This is a genomic window from Candidatus Paceibacterota bacterium (assembly GCA_035546035.1).
Classification (GTDB): domain Bacteria; phylum Patescibacteriota; class Minisyncoccia; order Phycocordibacterales; family UBA6065; genus UBA6065.
Genome location: DASZXC010000008.1, coordinates 332966 through 351437, shown reverse-complemented (window position 1 = coordinate 351437; position 18472 = coordinate 332966). Strand labels below are relative to the sequence as shown.

21 protein-coding genes and 1 tRNA gene are annotated in these 18472 nt (G+C 56.2%); 2 read left to right on the top strand and 20 right to left on the bottom strand.

The window, feature by feature from the left end:
• Positions 1-7: 7 nt before the first annotated feature.
• The 15 genes from VHE10_03380 to VHE10_03310 form a co-directional block, all read right to left on the bottom strand.
• A complete protein-coding gene (locus tag VHE10_03380; protein ID HVU06799.1) occupies positions 8-193 on the bottom strand; it encodes a hypothetical protein in 186 nt (61 codons plus the stop codon).
• Positions 190-615 (bottom strand): hypothetical protein, encoded by a 426-nt coding sequence (locus tag VHE10_03375; protein HVU06798.1) that lies wholly within the window; start codon positions 613-615, stop codon positions 190-192. The genes VHE10_03380 and VHE10_03375 overlap by 4 nt, the downstream gene beginning before the upstream one ends.
• Before the next feature lie 90 nt (positions 616-705).
• Positions 706-2763 carry a DNA gyrase subunit B gene (locus VHE10_03370; GenBank protein ID HVU06797.1) on the bottom strand — a complete coding sequence of 686 codons (2058 nt, stop codon included), beginning with the start codon at positions 2761-2763 and terminating at the stop codon, positions 706-708.
• A gap of 114 nt (positions 2764-2877) precedes the next feature.
• A complete protein-coding gene (locus tag VHE10_03365) occupies positions 2878-4026 on the bottom strand; it encodes a hypothetical protein (GenBank protein HVU06796.1) in 1149 nt (382 codons plus the stop codon).
• Positions 4027-4068: 42 nt separating this feature from the next.
• Positions 4069-4141 (bottom strand) — tRNA-Thr (locus tag VHE10_03360).
• A gap of 5 nt (positions 4142-4146) precedes the next feature.
• Positions 4147-4560: a hypothetical protein gene (locus VHE10_03355; protein HVU06795.1), complete on the bottom strand. Its 414-nt coding sequence runs from the start codon at positions 4558-4560 to the stop codon at positions 4147-4149.
• 21 nt (positions 4561-4581) lie between these two features.
• Positions 4582-5160: an elongation factor Ts gene (gene tsf, locus VHE10_03350; protein HVU06794.1), complete on the bottom strand. Its 579-nt coding sequence runs from the start codon at positions 5158-5160 to the stop codon at positions 4582-4584.
• A gap of 59 nt (positions 5161-5219) precedes the next feature.
• Positions 5220-5939 (bottom strand): 30S ribosomal protein S2, encoded by a 720-nt coding sequence (rpsB, locus tag VHE10_03345; protein HVU06793.1) that lies wholly within the window; start codon positions 5937-5939, stop codon positions 5220-5222.
• Positions 5940-6008: 69 nt separating this feature from the next.
• Complete coding sequence (locus VHE10_03340) at positions 6009-6992, bottom strand: PCRF domain-containing protein (GenBank protein HVU06792.1); 984 nt, start codon at positions 6990-6992, stop codon at positions 6009-6011.
• Between the two features lie 48 nt (positions 6993-7040).
• Positions 7041-7304: a type B 50S ribosomal protein L31 gene (locus VHE10_03335; GenBank protein HVU06791.1), complete on the bottom strand. Its 264-nt coding sequence runs from the start codon at positions 7302-7304 to the stop codon at positions 7041-7043.
• Positions 7305-7360: 56 nt separating this feature from the next.
• Complete coding sequence (locus tag VHE10_03330) at positions 7361-7588, bottom strand: hypothetical protein (GenBank protein ID HVU06790.1); 228 nt, start codon at positions 7586-7588, stop codon at positions 7361-7363.
• 9 nt (positions 7589-7597) lie between these two features.
• On the bottom strand, positions 7598-8989 hold the full coding sequence (locus VHE10_03325; GenBank protein HVU06789.1) for a lytic murein transglycosylase: 1392 nt from the start codon (positions 8987-8989) through the stop codon (positions 7598-7600).
• Positions 8990-9065: 76 nt separating this feature from the next.
• Positions 9066-9752, bottom strand: a complete 687-nt coding sequence (locus tag VHE10_03320) for a 50S ribosomal protein L25 (protein ID HVU06788.1) — start codon at positions 9750-9752, stop codon at positions 9066-9068.
• Positions 9753-9785: 33 nt separating this feature from the next.
• A complete protein-coding gene (locus tag VHE10_03315; protein ID HVU06787.1) occupies positions 9786-9971 on the bottom strand; it encodes a hypothetical protein in 186 nt (61 codons plus the stop codon).
• A gap of 20 nt (positions 9972-9991) precedes the next feature.
• Positions 9992-11695, bottom strand: a complete 1704-nt coding sequence (locus VHE10_03310; GenBank protein HVU06786.1) for an FAD-binding oxidoreductase — start codon at positions 11693-11695, stop codon at positions 9992-9994.
• A gap of 66 nt (positions 11696-11761) precedes the next feature.
• Here VHE10_03310 and VHE10_03305 point away from each other — a divergent pair, with 66 nt between their 5' ends.
• Complete coding sequence (locus VHE10_03305; protein HVU06785.1) at positions 11762-12598, top strand: hypothetical protein; 837 nt, start codon at positions 11762-11764, stop codon at positions 12596-12598.
• A 57-nt stretch (positions 12599-12655) separates the two neighbouring features.
• On the opposite strand, the gene VHE10_03300 is transcribed toward VHE10_03305, so the two are convergent.
• Entirely contained in the window at positions 12656-13561 is a 906-nt protein-coding gene (locus tag VHE10_03300; protein ID HVU06784.1) for a class II fructose-bisphosphate aldolase, read from the bottom strand.
• 46 nt (positions 13562-13607) lie between these two features.
• Between VHE10_03300 and VHE10_03295 the strand changes: the two genes are divergently transcribed.
• Positions 13608-14603 (top strand): carbohydrate kinase family protein, encoded by a 996-nt coding sequence (locus tag VHE10_03295; protein HVU06783.1) that lies wholly within the window; start codon positions 13608-13610, stop codon positions 14601-14603.
• Positions 14604-14731: 128 nt separating this feature from the next.
• Here the strand turns inward: VHE10_03295 and VHE10_03290 are convergent, their stop codons facing one another.
• The 4 genes from VHE10_03290 to serS form a co-directional block, all read right to left on the bottom strand.
• The gene (locus VHE10_03290) at positions 14732-15124 is read right to left on the bottom strand and encodes a hypothetical protein (protein HVU06782.1); all 393 of its coding nucleotides are present in this window, start codon (positions 15122-15124) and stop codon (positions 14732-14734) included.
• 222 nt (positions 15125-15346) lie between these two features.
• Complete coding sequence (locus VHE10_03285) at positions 15347-16345, bottom strand: tRNA-dihydrouridine synthase (protein ID HVU06781.1); 999 nt, start codon at positions 16343-16345, stop codon at positions 15347-15349.
• A gap of 9 nt (positions 16346-16354) precedes the next feature.
• Entirely contained in the window at positions 16355-17185 is an 831-nt protein-coding gene (locus VHE10_03280) for an FtsQ-type POTRA domain-containing protein (protein ID HVU06780.1), read from the bottom strand.
• Between the two features lie 9 nt (positions 17186-17194).
• Positions 17195-18460 carry a serine--tRNA ligase gene (serS, locus tag VHE10_03275; GenBank protein HVU06779.1) on the bottom strand — a complete coding sequence of 422 codons (1266 nt, stop codon included), beginning with the start codon at positions 18458-18460 and terminating at the stop codon, positions 17195-17197.
• Positions 18461-18472 lie beyond the last annotated feature (12 nt).

Genomic DNA, 18472 nt, shown 5'->3' with positions numbered 1-18472 from the left:
GAATTCCTTAGTAGTTCTTTTTGACTATACTCTCGACTTTGGCGATGATCTCGCTTTCCGACAGGTCGAGCTCCTTGCGGATCTCTTCCATCTCTGCGAGCTCTTCCTGGCTGGCTTCGTCGCGCGCTTTGCGCATGGCCAGTTCGCCGTAGCGAAGGAGCCTGACTTTGCGTTCCGTGGTCTGGTCGGTCATACATTACCTCCTTCGGTTGTCTTGATGTACTCGAAAGCGATAACGATGGCGAACCGGCCCAAGGCCGCGCGGTCATGCCCGACCCTGCCCCGCCACTCGGCTTTCCTGCCCTGCCGGACAAGCGTCCGGGAGAGGATATTCACATGCTCGATGAAAGCGTTGTGAACCGTGCGACGGGTGTCCTCGATGGCCTGGCGGGTGCCGATGGCATCGAATTCATCCGGGGTCTCCACCGCCATGCGCTGCCATCGGCATACCGATTCGGCGTAGCGCAGGGCGAAGTCGATCATATTCTCAAAAAGCTCTGTAAGGATTTCGTTGCCCTCGCACTCGGATTTGATCTCCTCGAGCGGGGCAATGATCTTGAATCGAGAGGACGTCTGCGTGAGACGGTTTTTGTCCTCTATGGATAATGCATGCATTCTCCTACTATTATATCACCTCTTATATATAAAGTCAATACACACGAAAAAAGCCCTTAAATAGGGCTTTTTTCGTGTGTATGATCTTGATTATACGTCTATCGTCGCCTTGTGGGCGTTGGACTGGATGAAGGTCTTGCGGCTCGGCACGTCGGTACCCATGAGCATATCGAATACCTTGTCTGCTTCCTGCGCGTCGGCGATGGTGACTTGCTTCAAGAGGCGCCGCGCGGGGTCCATAGTGGTCTCCCAGAGCTCTTCCGCGTTCATCTCGCCGAGGCCCTTGTAGCGCTGGACGTGAGTCCTCGCGGCTTTTTTGGCGCCCTTCCCTTTCGCCTCTTCCTCTTCTGCTTCTTCAGCGGCCTCTTCTGCGTTCTCGTCGCTTTCGAGAGGGATCTCGTCTTTGCCGAGTATTTTAGTCTTCTCTTCCTCGGAATAGAAATACATGAGCTCCTTTCCGCGCTTCACCTTATAGAGCGGCGGCTGGGCGATGTAGATATATCCGCCGTCTATAAGCGGCTTGAAGTATCGGTACAAGAGCGTGAGGATGAGCGTCCTGATATGCGCGCCGTCCACGTCGGCATCGGTCGCGATGATGACCTTGTGATAGCGGAGCTTCGATATGTCGAACGTCTCGCCTATCGCCGTGCCCATGGCGACGACGAGGTTCTTGATCTGCTCGGAGCCGAGCATGCGGTCGAGGCGGGCCCTTTCGATATTAAGAATCTTTCCGCGGAGCGGGAGCACGGCCTGCGTCTTTCGATTGCGACCGGTCTTCGCGGTGCCGCCTGCCGAGTCGCCCTCTACGATGAAGACCTCGGATTCCGATGCGTCGCTCGATTCGCAGTCGGCAAGCTTGCCCGGGAGCGTCATGCCTTCGAGGGCGCCCTTACGGAGGATCGAATCCTTTGCGGCCTTTGCGGCCTTGCGGGCCTTCATGGCGAGGGTCGCCTTGGCGATCATGGCTTTGGCGTCGTCAGGGTTCTCTTCGAGGAAGAGCTGGAACGCCTCGCCGAATACGCCTGCAGTGGCCGACTGGGCCTCTACGGAGCCGAGCTTGGCCTTGGTCTGGCCTTCGAACTGGATCTCGCGGAGCTTTACGGATACGACGGCAGTGAGGCCTTCAAGGACATCGTCGCCGGTGAAAGAGTCGTCTTCCTTGCCGCCGTTCTTCTTGGCATAGCTGTTGAGCGTTCGAGTAAGCGCGGTCTTAAAGCCGGTGATATGCGTGCCGCCCTCGCCGTTATAGATATTGTTCGCGAACGGAAGGATGCGCGACGAGATGTCGTCCACGTACTGGAGGGCGACTTCGACCGATTCGACGCCTTCGGCCTTCTTTTCCACATAGAAGATGTTCTTGTGGATCGGCTTCTGGAGAGAATTGGTGAAGCGGACGAGAGATACGAGACCGCCTTCGAAATAGAAGGTCTGGGACGGAGCCTCGATCATGGACTCGCGGAAATAGAATATGTCGTCGGTGTCTATCGAGCCCTTGTATTCGCGCGCGTCTATGACGGAAATGCGGAGGCCGCGCACAAGATACGCCTGCTGGCGCATATGGGTGACGATGCGGTTGAAATCGAAGACCTGCGGGCCGAATATTTCGGTATCGGGCTGGAACGTAGTGATGGTGCCGTTGAGCTTGGACGAGCCGACTTTCTTTACGGCCGCCTTGCGCTTGCCCTGGGAGTATTCCTGGACATATTTGCCGCCGTCACGATGGACTTCGGCCTTGCAATAAATGGACAGAGCGTTGACTACGGATGCGCCCACGCCGTGGAGGCCTCCGGAGACTTTATATCCCGAATCCTCGCCGCCGAACTTGCCGCCGGCGTGAAGGACGGTCATGACCATCTCGAGGGCCGAGATCTTGGTCTTGGCATGGACGTCTACGGGGATGCCGCGGCCGTTGTCCGCAACGCGGACCATTTCGCCCGGAAGGAGCGCGATCTCGATATCGTTCGCGTGGCCGCCCATGGCTTCGTCGCGCGAGTTATCGAAGATCTCGGTTATGAGATGGTGGAAGCCGTCAGGACCGGTCGTGCCGATATACATGCCGGGGCGCTTTCGCACCGGCTCGAGGCCTTCGAGGACCTGGATCGATTCAGCGCCGTATGAAGACTTTTTATCTGCTTTTTTCTCTGCCATAAACAAAAAATGAGACCGCCGGGAATGGTTATTTACCCTAGAATTATAGCAAATTTGAGGGGTATTCGCCACCCTCTTATCCGTCATCTCTAAGGCCTATCTTAGGGCCAAAAACTAGCGAACCAGAGCACCGAGCTCTGCCGTTGTCTTCTCCTGGATCTTGGCGTGGATAGCATTCACTTCCTCGTTCGTGAGGGTGCGCTCCGGCGAGCGGTATGTGATGCGGAACGTATAGCTGACCTTCCCTTCTCCAAACTTCTTGGCGTTCTCAAAAGTGTCGACAAGGGCGAGCTCCTCGATGAGGTTTCCAGCGCAGTCACGGGCAATCTCGTAGTAGTTGTTGAGGCCTGTGGATTTGTCTACGATGAAGGATATATCGCGCACGATCGGCGGATACTTGGATACTTCCTTGAATTTGCTGTCGAGATTCTTGAACTGGCTCGTGATGCGAGGGTCTTCGGACCAGAGAATGCGGATGTCCGGAATGGCCATCTTGACCATGGCGAGCCTGTCGCCGAATCCGAATGCCCAGCCGTTATAGACTTCGGGATCGAGGCCGAAATTACGGAGCACCTGCGGATGGACGAGGCCGGCGCCGTTCACCTCCATCCAGTCGCCATTGAACATGATGTCCATTTCGACCGACGGATCGGTGAACGGAAAGGCGTCGACGAGGAATTTATATTCGATAGTGTCGCCGAATATGCCCTTGGCCATCTCTTTCTGAACCTCCTCGAGATCGCCCTGGGTGATCTGCTTCTTGGACTTCTTGCATATATAGAGGCCGTCTACTTGATGGAACGCCGGATAATGTCGCCTGTCTATTTCGTCCTTGCGGAAGACGATGCCCGGCGAGAGAGCCATCACTTCCCCGTCCTTCTCGAGACGGGCCAGGACGTCCTTGTCGCGCAGATAGAACGACCACATGACGGTCATCTGGGTGCGGAGGACGTGGGTATCATCCACGTAGTACGTGTCGTTCTCGCGGCGGCTCGGGTGGTCCTTCGGCGTATTGAGCAGGTCGAAATTCTCCTCGACCGTGACGATGCGCGGGAATTCTACGATATCGAAGTCTTTGAAGACCGGAAGCGCGAGGATGTGATCAAAGAGGATCTTTACCGGCGAATTAGCCTTCTTGGTGAGGTCAGGCAGTGCGAGAAGGCGCTTGAGACGCTCGGATTTGACGTCCGTCTTACCCTGAAGACCAGCGATAAGCTCGGCTTCCTTCGGGTCTTTTATAACGATATGATGTCGCGTGGGCATGTGGATCGAACGCTGGTTACTCTATCAAAAGTATTCTGGTTGAGCCACCTCCCGGGCTTGAACCGGGGACCTACTGTTTACAAAACAGTTGCTCTACCAACTGAGCTAAGGTGGCAATGCCTAGCCTTCGATGCGTGTTGTCGGCTCGGGAGCCGACTGGACTCCGTCCTTAGTTTCCTTGATCTGCTTCAGGTAAAAGGATGCGGCGCCGCCTCGAGAGAGGTCTTCGGTCTTCTTGGACGCCTTTTCGACGATATTGGACGATACTTTGTGCGCGCGGTGCGAGACATCCATAAAGAATTTGACCACGGCGACGAATGCGTGATTCAAGACGAGGACGAGGTTCCTGAACGTGAGCTGCGATGCGAGGCGCATGCTCTTATGGGCGATATCCTGAAAGAAAGGATCGGCCTTGGTGCGAACGTTCTCGACGCGCGCGGATGCGGCGCCTTTAGCGAGTTCGGAGCGCTTGTGGACGAGCAGGGCGATCATTCCTGCTGCTGCCACCGTCATGAGCGTGAGCTCGAGGGTCATAGTGATGATTTAAGCTGCCTGTTATGCGCCGTAGCGGGTGAAGCGGACGATCTCGATCTTCTCGCCGAATTTCTGGACGCCCTGAGAGAGGAGGCCCGCGATGGTGAGCTCCGGGTTCTTGATGAACGGCTGGTCCAAGAGGACGCGCTCGGAGAAATACGACGCGAGCTTACCTTCGAGGATCTTCGCCTTCATCTCTGCGGGCTTGCCTTCGACTTCCTGGGCGAATACGGATTCTGCGGTAGCGCGGGCTTCAGCGTTGACGTCCTCCTTCTTTACGAATTCGGGCTTCGAAGCGGCGATGTGCATGGCGATGTCGTATGCCATCTGCTTGAATTCCGGATTCTTAGCTACGAAGTCGGTCTCGCATGCGAGCTCGACCAAGACGCCGACGACGCCGGTCGAATGGACGTATGCGGCGATCTGGGTAGCGCCGAGGGTCCGGTCGCCTTTCTTTGCGGCTGCTTCAGCGCCTTTTTTCTTCAATATGACGATGGCCTTCGCCATGTCGCCGCCGGCCTCTTCAAGGGCTTTCTTGCACTGCATGACGGAAACGCCGGTAGACTCTCGGAGCTCCTTGATCTGGTCGTTGGTTACCATAAATAGAAAAAATTAAAGCTGGCAGGGACTGACATTATATCACGGGCAGAAGCCGAGAGTTAGGCTGTCTTTGCCTCCGGCTTCATGACCTTGGCTTCAGCGTATGCGCGAGCCAATTCGTCGAGGAAGAATGCTGCAGATGCAGCCGAAGAGTCGTTCGCAGGGATAGCGAAATCGACGAGAGAGAAGTCGCAATCGGACGATGCGATAGCGACGACAGGGACGCCGGTCTGGCGGGCCTCGTCTACGGCGATATATTCCTTCTTCGGGTCTACGACGATGAGAACGCCGGGCTTGTCCTTCATGGAGACGATGCCCCCGAAGAGGGTTTCGAGCTTTGCGATCTCGCGATCGATGAGGAGGCGCTCCTTCTTGGTGTATTTAGCGAGCTCGCCCTTCTCCTTTTCCTTGAGGCGATTCTCGTACTTCTCGATGCGCTTCTTGATCTGCGTCGAGTTCGTGAGAGTTCCGCCGATCCATCGGCCTGCGACCATAGGCTGGCCGGCTTTGACCGCAGCAGCCTTTACCGCGGGAATGACCTCGCTCTTGCCGCCGACAAAGAGAGCCTGCTTGCCCGAAGCGGCGATAGACGCTACGAAAGACTTGGCCTTCTCGAGGGCTTCGTTCGTCTTCTCGAGGTCGAAGATCTCGATATTGTTTTTGACGCCGAATACGTACGGCTTGGTCGTAGGATGGCGGCGAGCTTTAGCGAGGCCGAAATGGGCCCCTGCTTTGAACATCGCTTCTACCATCGAATCCTTGTTTTTTGCGGTTGGCATTAGGTTTGCTGCGTTTTTGAAACGTTTGGAAAGCTTATCAAAGAGGGCTTAAAAAGGCAAGGAACGGCTCTATTCCTCGTCGTCCGCCCCGCCCTCCGCCACTTCTCCCGTGAAGTTAGCCAGGGTATCGATGATATCGCCGAGCTTCTCGCCCGAAAGAATAGTTTCTATGTTGTGCCAGCTCTGCCTGATGCGGTGATCGGTGATGCGATCCTGTGGGAAATTATACGTGCGGATCTTCTCGGACCTGCTGCCGGTGCCGAGCTGACCCTTCTTGTTCGCGGCGAATTTCGCCGCCTCGTCCTCGTCTTTTTTCTGCTGGAGCATGGCGGTGAGCATGACCATGGCGCGCTCGCGGTTCTTGGACTGGCTACGCTCGGCGGTCACGCGCACGGCGAGGCCGGTAGGCTTGTGGAACAGGCGCACGGCCGTCTCGACCTTGTTGACGTTCTGGCCGCCTTTGCCGCCCGCGCGCGAGAATTCCATTTCGATGTCGGCGGGATTGATGTCCACGCTCGTGTGCTTGCGGATCGGGAGAATGGCTATAGAGACGGTGGACGTATGGACGCGGCCCATTTTTTCGGTCTCCGGCACGCGTTGGACGCGGTGCACGCCGGTCTCATAGCGGAGCTTCTTATATATATCCTGGCCGTGGATCTCCATGGAGACTTCTTTGTACCCGCCGACGTCTGAGCGCGATTCGTCGAGCATCGTCACCTGCCAGCCCTGTTCTGCGGCATACGCGCGATACATATTCGCCAATTCTTCGGCGAAAAGCGCCGATTCGTCGCCGCCGGCGCCTGCGCGGATCTCCATGATGAGTTCGTTCGGGAACTGCTCTTCTTCCTTTTCAGCGGCCTCGATGGCTTCGACCTGCCTCACGATGTCTTTCTTCTGCGCGTCGATGGATTCGAGGTCGGCTTTGCCCATATCAGCCATAGACGCGTCCGACGCCATGAGCGCCTTCAGGTCGGTCTCGTCCTTGTCGAGCTTTTCGTACATGTCCGCCAGGTACGAGGTCTTATGGTTCTTTTTATACTTCGCTATGTCCATTGGGATAAGTATACAGGCAAAAGGCGGGATTCGATCCCGCCTTTTCCGTTACGCCTTCTTGGTCTTCGTCTTCGCCTGGCGAGCCTTGAACTTCTCGACGCGACCTGCGGTGTCTATGACGGTCTCGTTACCGGTATAGAACGGATGCGACGCCGAAGAGATTTCAACGTGATAGAGAGGATATTCCTTGCCGTCCTCCCACTTGTCGGTTTCCTTCGTGGAAACGACGGAATTGATCAAAAAGCGGGCCTTCGACGAGTTGTCGAGGAATATGACCGGGCGGTAGTTTTTCGCGTGGATTTCTTTCTTCATAGAGAGGCAAACTATAGCCCATAAGCCGTATAAACGCAAGGAGGGCCGCTTTTAGCCTATTTCTGGGAGCCTGTCAGAATGCCGAAACAAAGGCTCCTTCCCGGGGCATCCGCGAACGTCGCTTCCCTGTTCGTCAAATAGGTGTAGCCGTAGCAGGTCGGCTTGGTTGCCTCGAATTGGGCATACGTTTCAGCCGATACGAATCCTGGCGACGAGGTGAACGGCTTTGGCCAGATAACTACGACGACAGCGATGACGATGACTACGATAAGCGTCTTTTTCATATGATTTTATTAACAACCGCTCGACTTACCCAATATCGGGTCGATCATGCATTCCTGGATATTCTCGGCTTTAGCCATGACGGATGCGCCATACGACGCGCCCGTGCCGGCGCTGCACTTTTTACCCGAATAATATTTGCACGCCGCGTCTTTTTCGGCGGTATAGGTCTGAAGGCCCGCGCCCAGGTCCGAAAGATAGAGCGACGATGCGAGGATCGCATGCTCGGGATCCCACGGGTTGGCTATGCCGACGCCGAGGGCCTTTTCGATGCGATCGTCGAAGAGATCCCAGGTCGAAGGGATGAACTGCGCCGGACCCATGGCACCCCCCCATCCGGTCGGCTGGCCTTTCGAATACATCGCTATCCAGCACGATACGCGCTGGGATTGCGGATTGAGCCCGAGCTCGCGAGTGATGCGGAGGAACGGCTGGACGTCGCGCGTCGGCGACATGGTGCGGGGCTTTGCCGCGCCCGTGGTCACGGACACGCCTTCGCCCGTATCGTAATCGCGCAGGTAGCACGAGCCGAGGTTTTTACCCAAATCGGTCTCCTGCGTCAAGATAGCCAGGATGAATGCCGGACGGACGCCGGTCTTCTGGGACGCGATCGTCGCGTATTCGAGGGCTTTGCCGAACTGGATGCCGTCGGAATCGCGGAGCGCGAAGAGCGCCGTCGAGATCTGCGCTATCTTCTGCTCCTTTTGGGCGATCAGCTTCGCATATGCCGCTTCCTGGCCCTTGGTCGTGGTCAGGATCTGGTTCTTATCCGACTTGGCGCGCTCGATAACGCGCTGCTGGGCCAGGATATCCTCGCGCGCGTTCGTCTCCTGGTTCTTCTTGTCTTCGAGGTCCGCCTTCTCGTCTTCGGTCTGGCCTTTATACGCCTTCACGTCTTCCATCGAGGCGTTCAGGGCTTCTTTGACCGTCTGGAACGTGTCTACTTCCTGGAAGAACGACGAAAAGCTCTTTTGGCCGAGGAGGATCGTCGGGATCGAGACGGAATCGTTCTCGTTCGTCTGGCGCAGGAGGTTCCCGAGCGATTCGGCGCTGCGCTCGAGCTTTCCCTCGAGGTCGTTAATGGTCGTCTGTTTGGCGCCGATATCCGTCGCGAGGCGGCTGATGGTGAGATTCTTCACCTTTATCTGCGCTTCAGCAGCCTTTATCTGAACGTCGAGGAGCGATATGTCGCGCTCGATGGACGCTTTCTGGCTCTTGATCTGCGAGCTCTGCGCGTTCAGGGCGTCGAGCTCTTTTTTCGCCTGATCGAGCTGGGCCTGAAGGTCGCTCTGGCGGGCATCCGCGGCATCAGAGATGCTCTGGGCGAACGCAAAGAAAGGCACGAAGAGAGAAGTCGCGACGAGCGAGAGGACGAGAAAAGGCGTGAGCAGAAGCCGGTTCATGCAATTATTATACCGCACCCGCGCCCTGGCTCCGCATCGGGGGCTATAAAAAACGCCCAATCGGGCGTTTTTCGTATTATTTCTTCGCTTCCTTCTTGTCTGCCTTGTCGTCTGCAGGAGCCTCTGCGCCTTCGGCGCCTTCCTTGGCTTCCTTGCCCTTCTTCTCGACTTCGATAGCGTCGAGGTCGACAGGGGCCGTCGGCTCTTCTTCCTCGGCCTTAGGAGCCGCGGCCGATGCGACGACGTCGTCAGCCTTGATGGCGAGCTCTACGCCCGCAGGGAGCTTGATGTCGCCCGCCTTGATGGTCGATCCGAAGTCTACGAGGCCTGCGATGTCTACCTCGATCTTATGAGGAAGATCCTTAGGGAGAGCCTCGATCTCGATATCGTGGAGGACCTTGATGAGAGAGCCTCCGAGCTCCTTGATCGCAGGGGCCGTTCCGACGAATTCGAGAGGAACGTCAACCTTGATCTTCTTGCCCTTTTCGAAGACGTAGAAGTCGGCATGGAGAGGCTTATTGGTCACCGGATGGAGGTCGATGTCATGAATGAGGGACTCGACTTCGATGCCGTCGCCCTGGAGTATGACGACAGTGGATTCGCCGGCCTGGCGGTATGCCTTTATGAAATCGACGGACGCGATCGAAATAGGGGTCGAAGCCTCCTTCTTGCCGTAAAAGACGGCAGGGACCTTGCCTGCCTTGCGGAGCTTTGCCAGGTCGGCTTTCGCGTCCCTTTTCTCTACTTTGAGGGTTATTGCCATAGGGTTCCTAGTATATACAAAGGCCTCTAAATGTCAAAAGAAGGCGAAATATATGGCGAGAGCGAAGAATAGGCAGGCCGCGAACACCTGGAGCTTGTTAGCGCCGGCGACATCTTTGGCCAAATGATGCGATATGAGCCATGAGGCGAATTTAGGCGCCGGTTCGGAATAGAAATTCCGCTTCATCTCGAAATTATTCTCTTCGAATTCGACTGGCATACGGCCATTATACCACTCTCCTATTCGCGCGCGAGGCGGCTGATCATGTATTCCTTGGTGCCGGGCGCGTCATGCGCAGTGCCGGCTACAACCTTTTTGCCTGGATTGAATATATGCTGGGGATCGAATGCGTCCTTGGTCTTTTCGAAGAGCGCGACGACCTCCGAACCGAACTGCTTGGCGAGATAGGGCGTCCGGATGATGCCGTCGTTATGCTCAGCCGTGATCGAGCCTCGATATGAGAGCACGAGGTCGTAGACCTTGTCGGAAACCTCGTCGATCGCCTGTATGTTCGCGCGGTCATGCATGTCCATCAGGGGAATGATATGGAAATTGCCGTTGCCCGCATGCCCGGCGATAGTATAGAGCAGCTTGTAGTCGTCGAGGATCTTGCGCATCTTCGGCAAGAAATCGGGCATGGTTTCCGGAGGCACGATGATGTCGTCCACGAACGGCGCGGTGCGGCGTCCCCGCGAATGCTTGCGCAAGAGGTTGAAGCTCTCGCGCCTGATAGTCCAATATTTTTCGGAATCGAATTCGTTCTTGGCGCGGCGCATCTTGAACCCGTAATGGCCGATCTTATCCTCGAGCACCGTCATGCGGTCGTCTACTTCTTTTTCCGTATCGCCCGAGAATTCGACGAGGAGCACGAGCTTCGGGAAGCCGCCCGAGAGCGCCATCCATGCTTCAGGCCTGAAGCTCCAGACAAGCCGCGCGAAATTATGGAGACGCATGGTACGGATCATGTCCGGCATGAATTTCACGGCCAAAGCCATGGTACTGTCGTCGTACGATTCGAAGCTTTCCGGCTTGAATGCGGCGATATCGCGGACGATATCGCCGAGCCTGTCGAGCGTCGGCATGAAGACGACGAACAATTTGGATAAAGGCTTTATCGGGACCAGTCTGATGGTCGCCCGGGTCACGATGCCGAGCGTTCCCTGCGAACCGACGATCAGTTTCGTCAGGTCGAACGTCTGCGACGCTTCATCCCAAACATTCCAGAGATAATATCCGGCAGAATTTTTGCTGACCTTCGGCTTTGCGAATGCGAGCAGGCCTTTGTTTTGCGAGACGATGTCCCAAACCTTGCGATACAGCTCGCCTTCAGCGTCTTCTTGCGACAGTTTCAGCCTGAATTCTTCTTTGCCCAAAGGCCTTAGAGTATATTCATTGCCGTCGGGAAGGACGACGTCCAAAGAGACGATGAAATTCTCCATCTTGCCGTAACGGAGTGTTTTCTCTCCCGCGGAATTATTCCCTATCATACCGCCGAGGGTATTCAGGTTCTTCGAAGCCGTATAGCACGGGAGCACGAGGCCGAGCTTCGCCGCCTCCGGCTCGAAATCGCGATAGAAAGTTCCCGGAAGGATAGTGGCCAAGCCGCCCGCGTCGGCGACTTGGCCTGTTTTCTTGATCTCAATGATCCCTTTTATGTATCGCGCGACGTCGAGGATGATAGAATCGTTCAGAGGGCCGCCTGACATGTCGGTGCCGGCCGATCGGACCGTGACCGAAAGATCGGGGTACGCGGATTTATTGATGCGGACGAAATTGACGACGGCTTGGATGTCTTTCGAATCTTTCGGATAGAGGACGATCTTCGGCTTCACTTCGAGGAGGCTCGCATCATGGCTCATATTCGCCAGAGTCGCTTCCGAATCGTCTATGTCGCCCCTGAAAGCGTCCTTAAGATAGTTTTTGAGAGCCGAAATGGAATCCATATTTACTTATTCTAACATGAATATTTATGGCGCTTTCATCGTATTATGTATGTATAAACCAAGATTATGAACAAGAAATACGTATGGATATCGGTAGTGCTTATCATTATCGCGGCTGCAGCCTATTACATGACGAGAGTTCCGTATGCTGAAGTTCCGGTCGATCAGAACGGCGGCGAGGGCGGCATCCAAAGCCCGATCGGCAATCCCGGCGGATCCGTTTCAAGCGGCGACCAGGGCACCGTCGAGGCAGTCGTGAGCGCCTTCGGCAAAGCCATGAGGAACGTCTCGATCCTCGCGCCGACGACGACCGCGGCCGCGGCATTCGACGCGAATTACGGCTCGCTCATCTCGCCGGAGCTTCTCCAGCAATGGAAAGCGAGCCCCTCGAAAGCGATCGGCCGCATGACGTCGAACCCGTGGCCTGAAAGCATCGGCATCGTGAGCGTCAGCGCGAATACGGACGGAAGCTACACGGTCCAGGGCAACGTCGTCGAGGTAACGACGACGGATCCGAATGACGTCGCGGCGGCCTATCCGGTGACTCTCACTCTCGAAAAGCGCGACGCGTCATGGCGTATCACGAATATAACGAGGGGCGCGTATTCCAATTTGCCCCAGCGCGTGACGATCACGGGCAACCGCATATGCCTGCCCCACAAAGACACGACCGGACCGCAGACATTGGAATGCGCATTCGGGATCAAGGCCGATGACGGCAAGAACTACGGTCTCGATACGTCCCTCCTTTCAGCCACGGGAACGGTGGACGCTATAAATAGCGCAACGCGCGTGCGCGTGACCGGCGCCCTGACGCCCGTTGAAATGCTTAACAGCAATTTCTGGCAGCGCTACGATATCGCAGGGATCCTGCAAGTCACGAGCGCGCAGGTTATCCAATAGGATATAAGGCATACTAAAAATCGCCCCAGGGCCTGGCGGGGCGATTTTTAGTATGCCTTATATCCTATTGAAGATCTTGAGCTTCTCGAGCACTACGGCTTGCATGGCCTGTAACGGCGCTTTCATTATTTTGTAGGGCGCGACTTCATCGGTGTTTTCCTCTAATTCCTTTTTGAGCGCCTTGCGGAATGCGACGCGGATCTCTGTGTTCACATGAATAATGGCGACCCCGGCATCTATCGCCGCGACAAAATCTTCTGCTGAATTGCCTGAACCGCCATGGAGAACGAGAGGGATCTTGACCGCATCGGCGATCTCTTTGATGCGCGCGATGTTGAGATCGGGGTCTTTGCCGCCCGAAAGCATGCCATGTATGTTCCCGACCGCCGGAGCGAGCATATCCACGCCTGTGAGCTCGACGAACCTCTTCGCCTCCTCGGGCTTGGTCAAAAATTCATCGGTGATCTTCACTCCCGCCGGGATTTCCGCTAGGACCTTCGACGACTTCCCTATGAATCCGAGCTCGGCTTCGATAACGAGGTCTTTTTTCGATTTCTTTGCCGCGGCGCGGAGATATTCCGCGCACTTCTTCGTCGCAGCGACGTTGTCGTCAAAGCTCTGCTCGGTCCCGTCATAGATGACCGAATCGTATCCGGCGTCTATGACTTCGGCCACCTTATCGAAAGAATACGTATGATCGGCATTCAAGAACACCGGCTGGCCCGAAGCGACCGCGGTGTTTACCAATGCTCGGACCTGCTCGACGCCCATGAACGACCGCTCGCCTTCGGATACGCCGATGATGACGGGAATATCGCGGCCCGCGGCCAAAGATAATTCTTTGGCCGCGCGGATGACAGCCCAGAAGCCTTCGAGATTCGATATGTTGAAATGGCCGATAGCGACCTTTCGTGACAATGCGTCCGTCACGTATTCGCGAAGGGATTTGGGCGGGATTTTCATATGGATTAAGTATACCAAAACTGAAAGACCGATATATAATGTATGCATGTTCTCCAAGCATCACGAGTTTATCGCCATAGGCGATATCGTCACCGACGCCTTCATCCGATTGAAGGACGCGCACGTGAATTGTTCGATAGACCGCGATTCATGCGAGCTCTGCATGAAATTCGCCGACAAGATCCCCTATGAATCAGTGACTGTCGTGCGCGCCGTCGGCAATTCCGCCAATGCGGCCGTCTCTGCGGCGCGGCTTGGGCTCAAATCGGCGCTCATCGCCGACGTGGGCAACGATTTGAACGGCATCGAATGCCTCCAATCGCTCAAAAAAGACGCCGTTGATTCGCGCTTCGTCACTCAGCACAAAGGAATGGAGACGAATTATCATTACGTCCTCTGGTACGAAGCCGACCGCACTATCCTGGTGAAGCATCAGGAGTATCCATACAAACTGCCGGACATAGACCACCCGAAGTGGATATACATCAGCTCTCTCGGCGGAAATTCGTATGACTATCACGTTCAGATCATGGAATGGCTGAAAAAACACCCTGACGTGAAGGTCGCATTCCAGCCGGGGACGTTTCAGATGTCGCTCGGCGTCGAAAAATTAGGCGAGATATACAAGCGATCCGATATTTTCTTCTGCAACAAGGAAGAGGCGCAGAGGATATTGAAGACGCAGGAAAAAGACGCCAAGAAATTGCTCGCGCTCGTGCGCGGATTGGGACCGAAGATCGCAGTCATAACCGACGGGCCCGCGGGCGCATACGCGGATGACGGGACGAACGCGTATTTCATGCCGCCCTATCCTGACCCGAAGCCTCCGTTCGAACGGACCGGCGCGGGCGACGCATTCGCTTCGACGCTCACCGTCGCCCTCGTCCTGGGCAAGAGCCTCGAAGAAGCGCTCCTCTGGGCACCCATCAATTCCGCCGCGTGCGTCCAGGAGATCGGCGCCCAGAAGGGGCTTCTGAATCGCGCGCAGCTGGAAGAATGGCTTTCGAAGGCGCCGGCAGACTATAAGCCGAAGAAAATATAGAGCGCAAGGATCGAATATAGATGCAAAGAAAAAGGGGGTGGAATCTATATCCCACCCCCGAAACCCATTAGCCTATAGCTACAAACAGACTATCAAGCCTATCTAAACCTAACCTCTGTAGTCTATGCTTATTTCGAGCTGATTGCAACCTGTTTCCGGGCTTTGATCCGCCCGGCTTTTTTGAGGAGCCGGGACGCTTCAGCCCTGCTCGCTTCCGAAGGCTTTCGCTCTTCGGCGACAGGTTCGTCTTCAGGGACGATATGCTCGCGATAGGGACCATTGCCGTTTCGGACGGCGATAGCGACCTTATAGCGCTTCTTCCGAGCGCTCCGGACGATCTCCTCGAGCCGACCGATGCCGATATCGGTCGCTTTCCAGACGTCGCGTCTCGATCCGAGACAGGATTCGTTTTCGATAAGGCGAGTGGTGTCATACTCGCTTCCGCGGCCGAGCGATCGGCCGAGCATGCGATGCGAATCGTCATCCATGCCATAGATGACGATCTGACGTGTGTTTTTCATGATGTACCTCCTTTCCTTACCCTACTCTCCGACGCCTGATTTGTCGAGAAATGAAAGCCCCGGTCTCTCGCGAGAGACCGGGGCTTGCGGGATAGAGCGTCGATTAACGCTTCTTGCCACTGGCGCGCTTTTTGCCGCGCCTGGATTTGCCTTTGGGCATGATTCCGATGGGTTGAGGTTGGAGCTATGGGCCGCAAAGCCCGTTACAGAATGTATATTGACCTAAACTTTCGTTTTTGTCAAGAAAGCCTCGACTTTGGCAGCCACTTCGGAAGCGTTCTCGCATTCCATGAGCTCCATCCGGAATTCTTTAGCGCCGTCGAATCCGTTCACGTATGCCTTGTAGTGCTTCTTCATGACGGCGAAACTCTTTATGCCGCCAAGGAGCTTTTCGAAGAGCCTGGTGTGCTCGACCATGACCTTGAGCTTCTCTTCTATGGTAGGGACGGTCTGTTCGCCGCCGTTCCTACCAAGAGACGTGAAGAGCCAGGGATTTCCGAAGATGGCGCGGCCGAGCATAACGCCGTCGGCGCCGAACTCGCGCGCTTTGGCCCGCGCGTCTTCGATATCGCGGGCATCGCCGTTCCCGATGACGAGCGTTTCGGGCGAAAGCCTGTCGCGGAGAGCCGCCGCTTCCCGCACATGCTCCCAGCGTGCAGGGACCAGGGACATTTCCTTTCGAGTGCGGCAGTGAATAGTCAGAGCGGCGGGCTTTTCGGCGAGGATCTCAGGTATCCAGGTCGCTATCTCGTTCTTGTTATAGCCGATGCGCGTCTTTACGGAGACCGGAAGGTCCGGCGCGCCTTCTTTCGCCGCGCGGATGACGGCGCGGGCGGTCTTCGGGTCTTTGATCATGGCCGCGCCTGCTCCCTGCTTCTCTATGGACCGGTCGGGACAGCCCATATTGATGTCTATTCCGTCGAAACCGAGCTCCTGGCAGAGCTTCGCGGCCTCGCGCATCTTATCGGGCTTGGACGTGAAGAGCTGCGCGACGATCGGATGCTCGGCCTCGGTGAATTCGAGGTCTTTGAGAAGGACTTTTCTTCCCGGCGATGCGAGGCCGTCAGCGGAGACGAACTCGGTCCAGAACACGTCGGGACTCCCATGCTCGGCGATGATCCGCCTGAAGGCGCAGTCGGTCACGTCCGCCATAGGCGCAAGGACGAAGAAGGGCTTTTTGAGCTTGGACCAGAAGCCGAGATTAGCGGTAGGGGTATCCATGCCCGCACTTTATCGCGGCTTGAGCTTATAGACAACCTTGTTGCCTATGTCGAGCTTCATATAATCGAGGTTCAAAAGGAATTCGGAGAGCGACGGGGCGACGGCCTTATTCGATATGACGGCGGCGATATTCGAGAGCACCGCCGAAAGGTCGTCCTCGGAATTGACGATGAGGTCTCCCCCGCCCGCGAGCTTGATCGTCATATAGAGCGCGGTCGAAGTGCCGGAGAAGACGGCTTCGCGCGGCTCGATCGAAAGCCCGGAGAGCTGGTTCATAAAGAAGCTTATCTTCCTGAATTCGTCGGCGGGAAGGAAATGCTTGCCGACAGGGTCAGAGGCGACGAGGCCGCGGTATTTTATGAGCTGCGGATCTTCATGCGGCTGTCCGTCGAAGATAAAGCCGTCGTCGTCCATGGAGAAACAGCCTGTATCGGGAGTGAGTCCCGCGCACCAGAGCGCGGTTTCATCGCGTTCTGTCACGGATATAAGGAGCGTGCGGGCGCCGTCGCGACCGACGCTCGCTGCCTTCACGAGAGGCAACGCCGCGACGGCGCCGCGGATATCGCTTTTAGGATAGAGGAAGATATTCCGTCGCGAAAAGAAGCCAAGATCGTTACCCGCCATCTCTTCGAGAGCGATGTTCTCGAGCGCAGAGCTCGGGATACGGGCATTCCCTTTAATAGCGACGGAATCGATGGAAAGAGAATCGAGCTGGGAAACGAAAGAAAGGACGGAGAAGACGATGCCCGCCGCCGCCGCGAAAAAGAGAAGGAGGAAGGCGGCGCGCTTGCGGCGGCGGGCGGCGAGCTTTCCCTGACGCGTTTTGAGAACGTCTCGCATCGGACGGCGCTATTTCTTCTTTATAACGTCGGCGCCGAGGTATTTCTGGAGCGCTTCCGGAATACGGATAGATCCGTCTGCCTGCTGATTATTCTCAACCAGAGATACAAGTATGCGCGGCGTCGGGATAGCGGTGCAATTCAGTGAATGCGCATACTGGAGCTTCCCCGCCGCATCGCGATAGCGGATATTGAATCGCCTCGTCTGGAAATCATGGAAATAGGACGCGGACGATATCTCGCGGTACTTGCCTTCCTTCGGCACCCAGAGCTCGATGTCGTATTTCTTCACCTGGCCCAGACCGAGATCGCCGCCGCAGTTCACGACCGTGTGATACGGGATGCCGAGGGACTCGATGAACTCTTCGGTATTCCTGTTGAGCTCCTCGTGGAGCTTCACCGACGTCTCGTGCGACGCCTCGCAAAGGACGACTTGCTCCAGCTTATAGAACTCATGGACGCGGATGAGACCCTTCACGTCCTTCGAATGGCTTCCCGCTTCGCGCCTGTAGCAGGGAGAGAAGCCCAGGTACTTTATCGGGAACGACCTGGCGTCGAGCGTCTCGCCCGAATGGTATGCCATGACGGGCACTTCGGCCGTGCCGGCGAGAGCGTCGCCGTCCTGGGTCATATAATAGTCTTCGACGTCGCCCGGAAGATGCGCCGTGCCGTAGAGGTTCTCCTTGCGCACGATGGTCGGAGGTATGACCGGCGTGAATCCGCGCTTGCTGAAGAACTCCATCGCGTAGTTCCAGATCGCGAACGAAAGGCGCGCGCCTTCGCCCGTCAAAAAGTATCCGCGGAAGCCGTGAACTTTCGCGCCGCGCTCGAAATCCACCATACCGAGAGCGGTCATGATCTCAACATGGTCTTTCGCCGGGAAAGAGAACGCGGTCTTGTCGCCCCAGACTTTGATCTCTTTATTATCCGCGTCGGTCTCGCCTTCCGGGACAGACATATCGGGGATATTCGGCACTCGAAGCATGAATCCCTGCCAGTCCGCCATAATTTTCTTGAGAGCCTCTTCTTCGGTCGCCATGTCAGCCTTGAGCTTCTTCATGGATTCAAGGAGGGTCGTCTTCATGTCGGCCGAAACCGACGGCAATTTCGCCGATACGGCGTTCTGCTCTGCGCGCTTCGTCTCGATCGAAGACATAAGCTCGCGGCGCTTGTCGTCAAGCGCGAGAAGGCCGTCTATATCTATCCGGACGCGCTTCTTTTCGGCGCCGGCTTTGACGAGCTCTTTATTCTCTCGGATAAATTTGATATCGAGCATGTCTTAATCTTT

What these genes read in the sequence shown, in the direction of transcription:
- VHE10_03380 (HVU06799.1), bottom strand. Translation starts at nt 193, where the DNA reads ATGACCGACCAGACCACGGAACGCAAAGTCAGGCTCCTTCGCTACGGC.
- VHE10_03375 (HVU06798.1), bottom strand. Translation starts at nt 615, where the DNA reads ATGCATGCATTATCCATAGAGGACAAAAACCGTCTCACGCAGACGTCC.
- VHE10_03370 (HVU06797.1), bottom strand. Translation starts at nt 2,763, where the DNA reads ATGGCAGAGAAAAAAGCAGATAAAAAGTCTTCATACGGCGCTGAATCG.
- VHE10_03365 (HVU06796.1), bottom strand. Translation starts at nt 4,026, where the DNA reads ATGCCCACGCGACATCATATCGTTATAAAAGACCCGAAGGAAGCCGAG.
- VHE10_03355 (HVU06795.1), bottom strand. Translation starts at nt 4,560, where the DNA reads ATGACCCTCGAGCTCACGCTCATGACGGTGGCAGCAGCAGGAATGATC.
- tsf (HVU06794.1), bottom strand. Translation starts at nt 5,160, where the DNA reads ATGGTAACCAACGACCAGATCAAGGAGCTCCGAGAGTCTACCGGCGTT.
- rpsB (HVU06793.1), bottom strand. Translation starts at nt 5,939, where the DNA reads ATGCCAACCGCAAAAAACAAGGATTCGATGGTAGAAGCGATGTTCAAA.
- VHE10_03340 (HVU06792.1), bottom strand. Translation starts at nt 6,992, where the DNA reads ATGGACATAGCGAAGTATAAAAAGAACCATAAGACCTCGTACCTGGCG.
- VHE10_03335 (HVU06791.1), bottom strand. Translation starts at nt 7,304, where the DNA reads ATGAAGAAAGAAATCCACGCGAAAAACTACCGCCCGGTCATATTCCTC.
- VHE10_03330 (HVU06790.1), bottom strand. Translation starts at nt 7,588, where the DNA reads ATGAAAAAGACGCTTATCGTAGTCATCGTCATCGCTGTCGTCGTAGTT.
- VHE10_03325 (HVU06789.1), bottom strand. Translation starts at nt 8,989, where the DNA reads ATGAACCGGCTTCTGCTCACGCCTTTTCTCGTCCTCTCGCTCGTCGCG.
- VHE10_03320 (HVU06788.1), bottom strand. Translation starts at nt 9,752, where the DNA reads ATGGCAATAACCCTCAAAGTAGAGAAAAGGGACGCGAAAGCCGACCTG.
- VHE10_03315 (HVU06787.1), bottom strand. Translation starts at nt 9,971, where the DNA reads ATGCCAGTCGAATTCGAAGAGAATAATTTCGAGATGAAGCGGAATTTC.
- VHE10_03310 (HVU06786.1), bottom strand. Translation starts at nt 11,695, where the DNA reads ATGGATTCCATTTCGGCTCTCAAAAACTATCTTAAGGACGCTTTCAGG.
- VHE10_03305 (HVU06785.1), top strand. Translation starts at nt 11,762, where the DNA reads ATGAACAAGAAATACGTATGGATATCGGTAGTGCTTATCATTATCGCG.
- VHE10_03300 (HVU06784.1), bottom strand. Translation starts at nt 13,561, where the DNA reads ATGAAAATCCCGCCCAAATCCCTTCGCGAATACGTGACGGACGCATTG.
- VHE10_03295 (HVU06783.1), top strand. Translation starts at nt 13,608, where the DNA reads ATGTTCTCCAAGCATCACGAGTTTATCGCCATAGGCGATATCGTCACC.
- VHE10_03290 (HVU06782.1), bottom strand. Translation starts at nt 15,124, where the DNA reads ATGAAAAACACACGTCAGATCGTCATCTATGGCATGGATGACGATTCG.
- VHE10_03285 (HVU06781.1), bottom strand. Translation starts at nt 16,345, where the DNA reads ATGGATACCCCTACCGCTAATCTCGGCTTCTGGTCCAAGCTCAAAAAG.
- VHE10_03280 (HVU06780.1), bottom strand. Translation starts at nt 17,185, where the DNA reads ATGCGAGACGTTCTCAAAACGCGTCAGGGAAAGCTCGCCGCCCGCCGC.
- serS (HVU06779.1), bottom strand. Translation starts at nt 18,460, where the DNA reads ATGCTCGATATCAAATTTATCCGAGAGAATAAAGAGCTCGTCAAAGCC.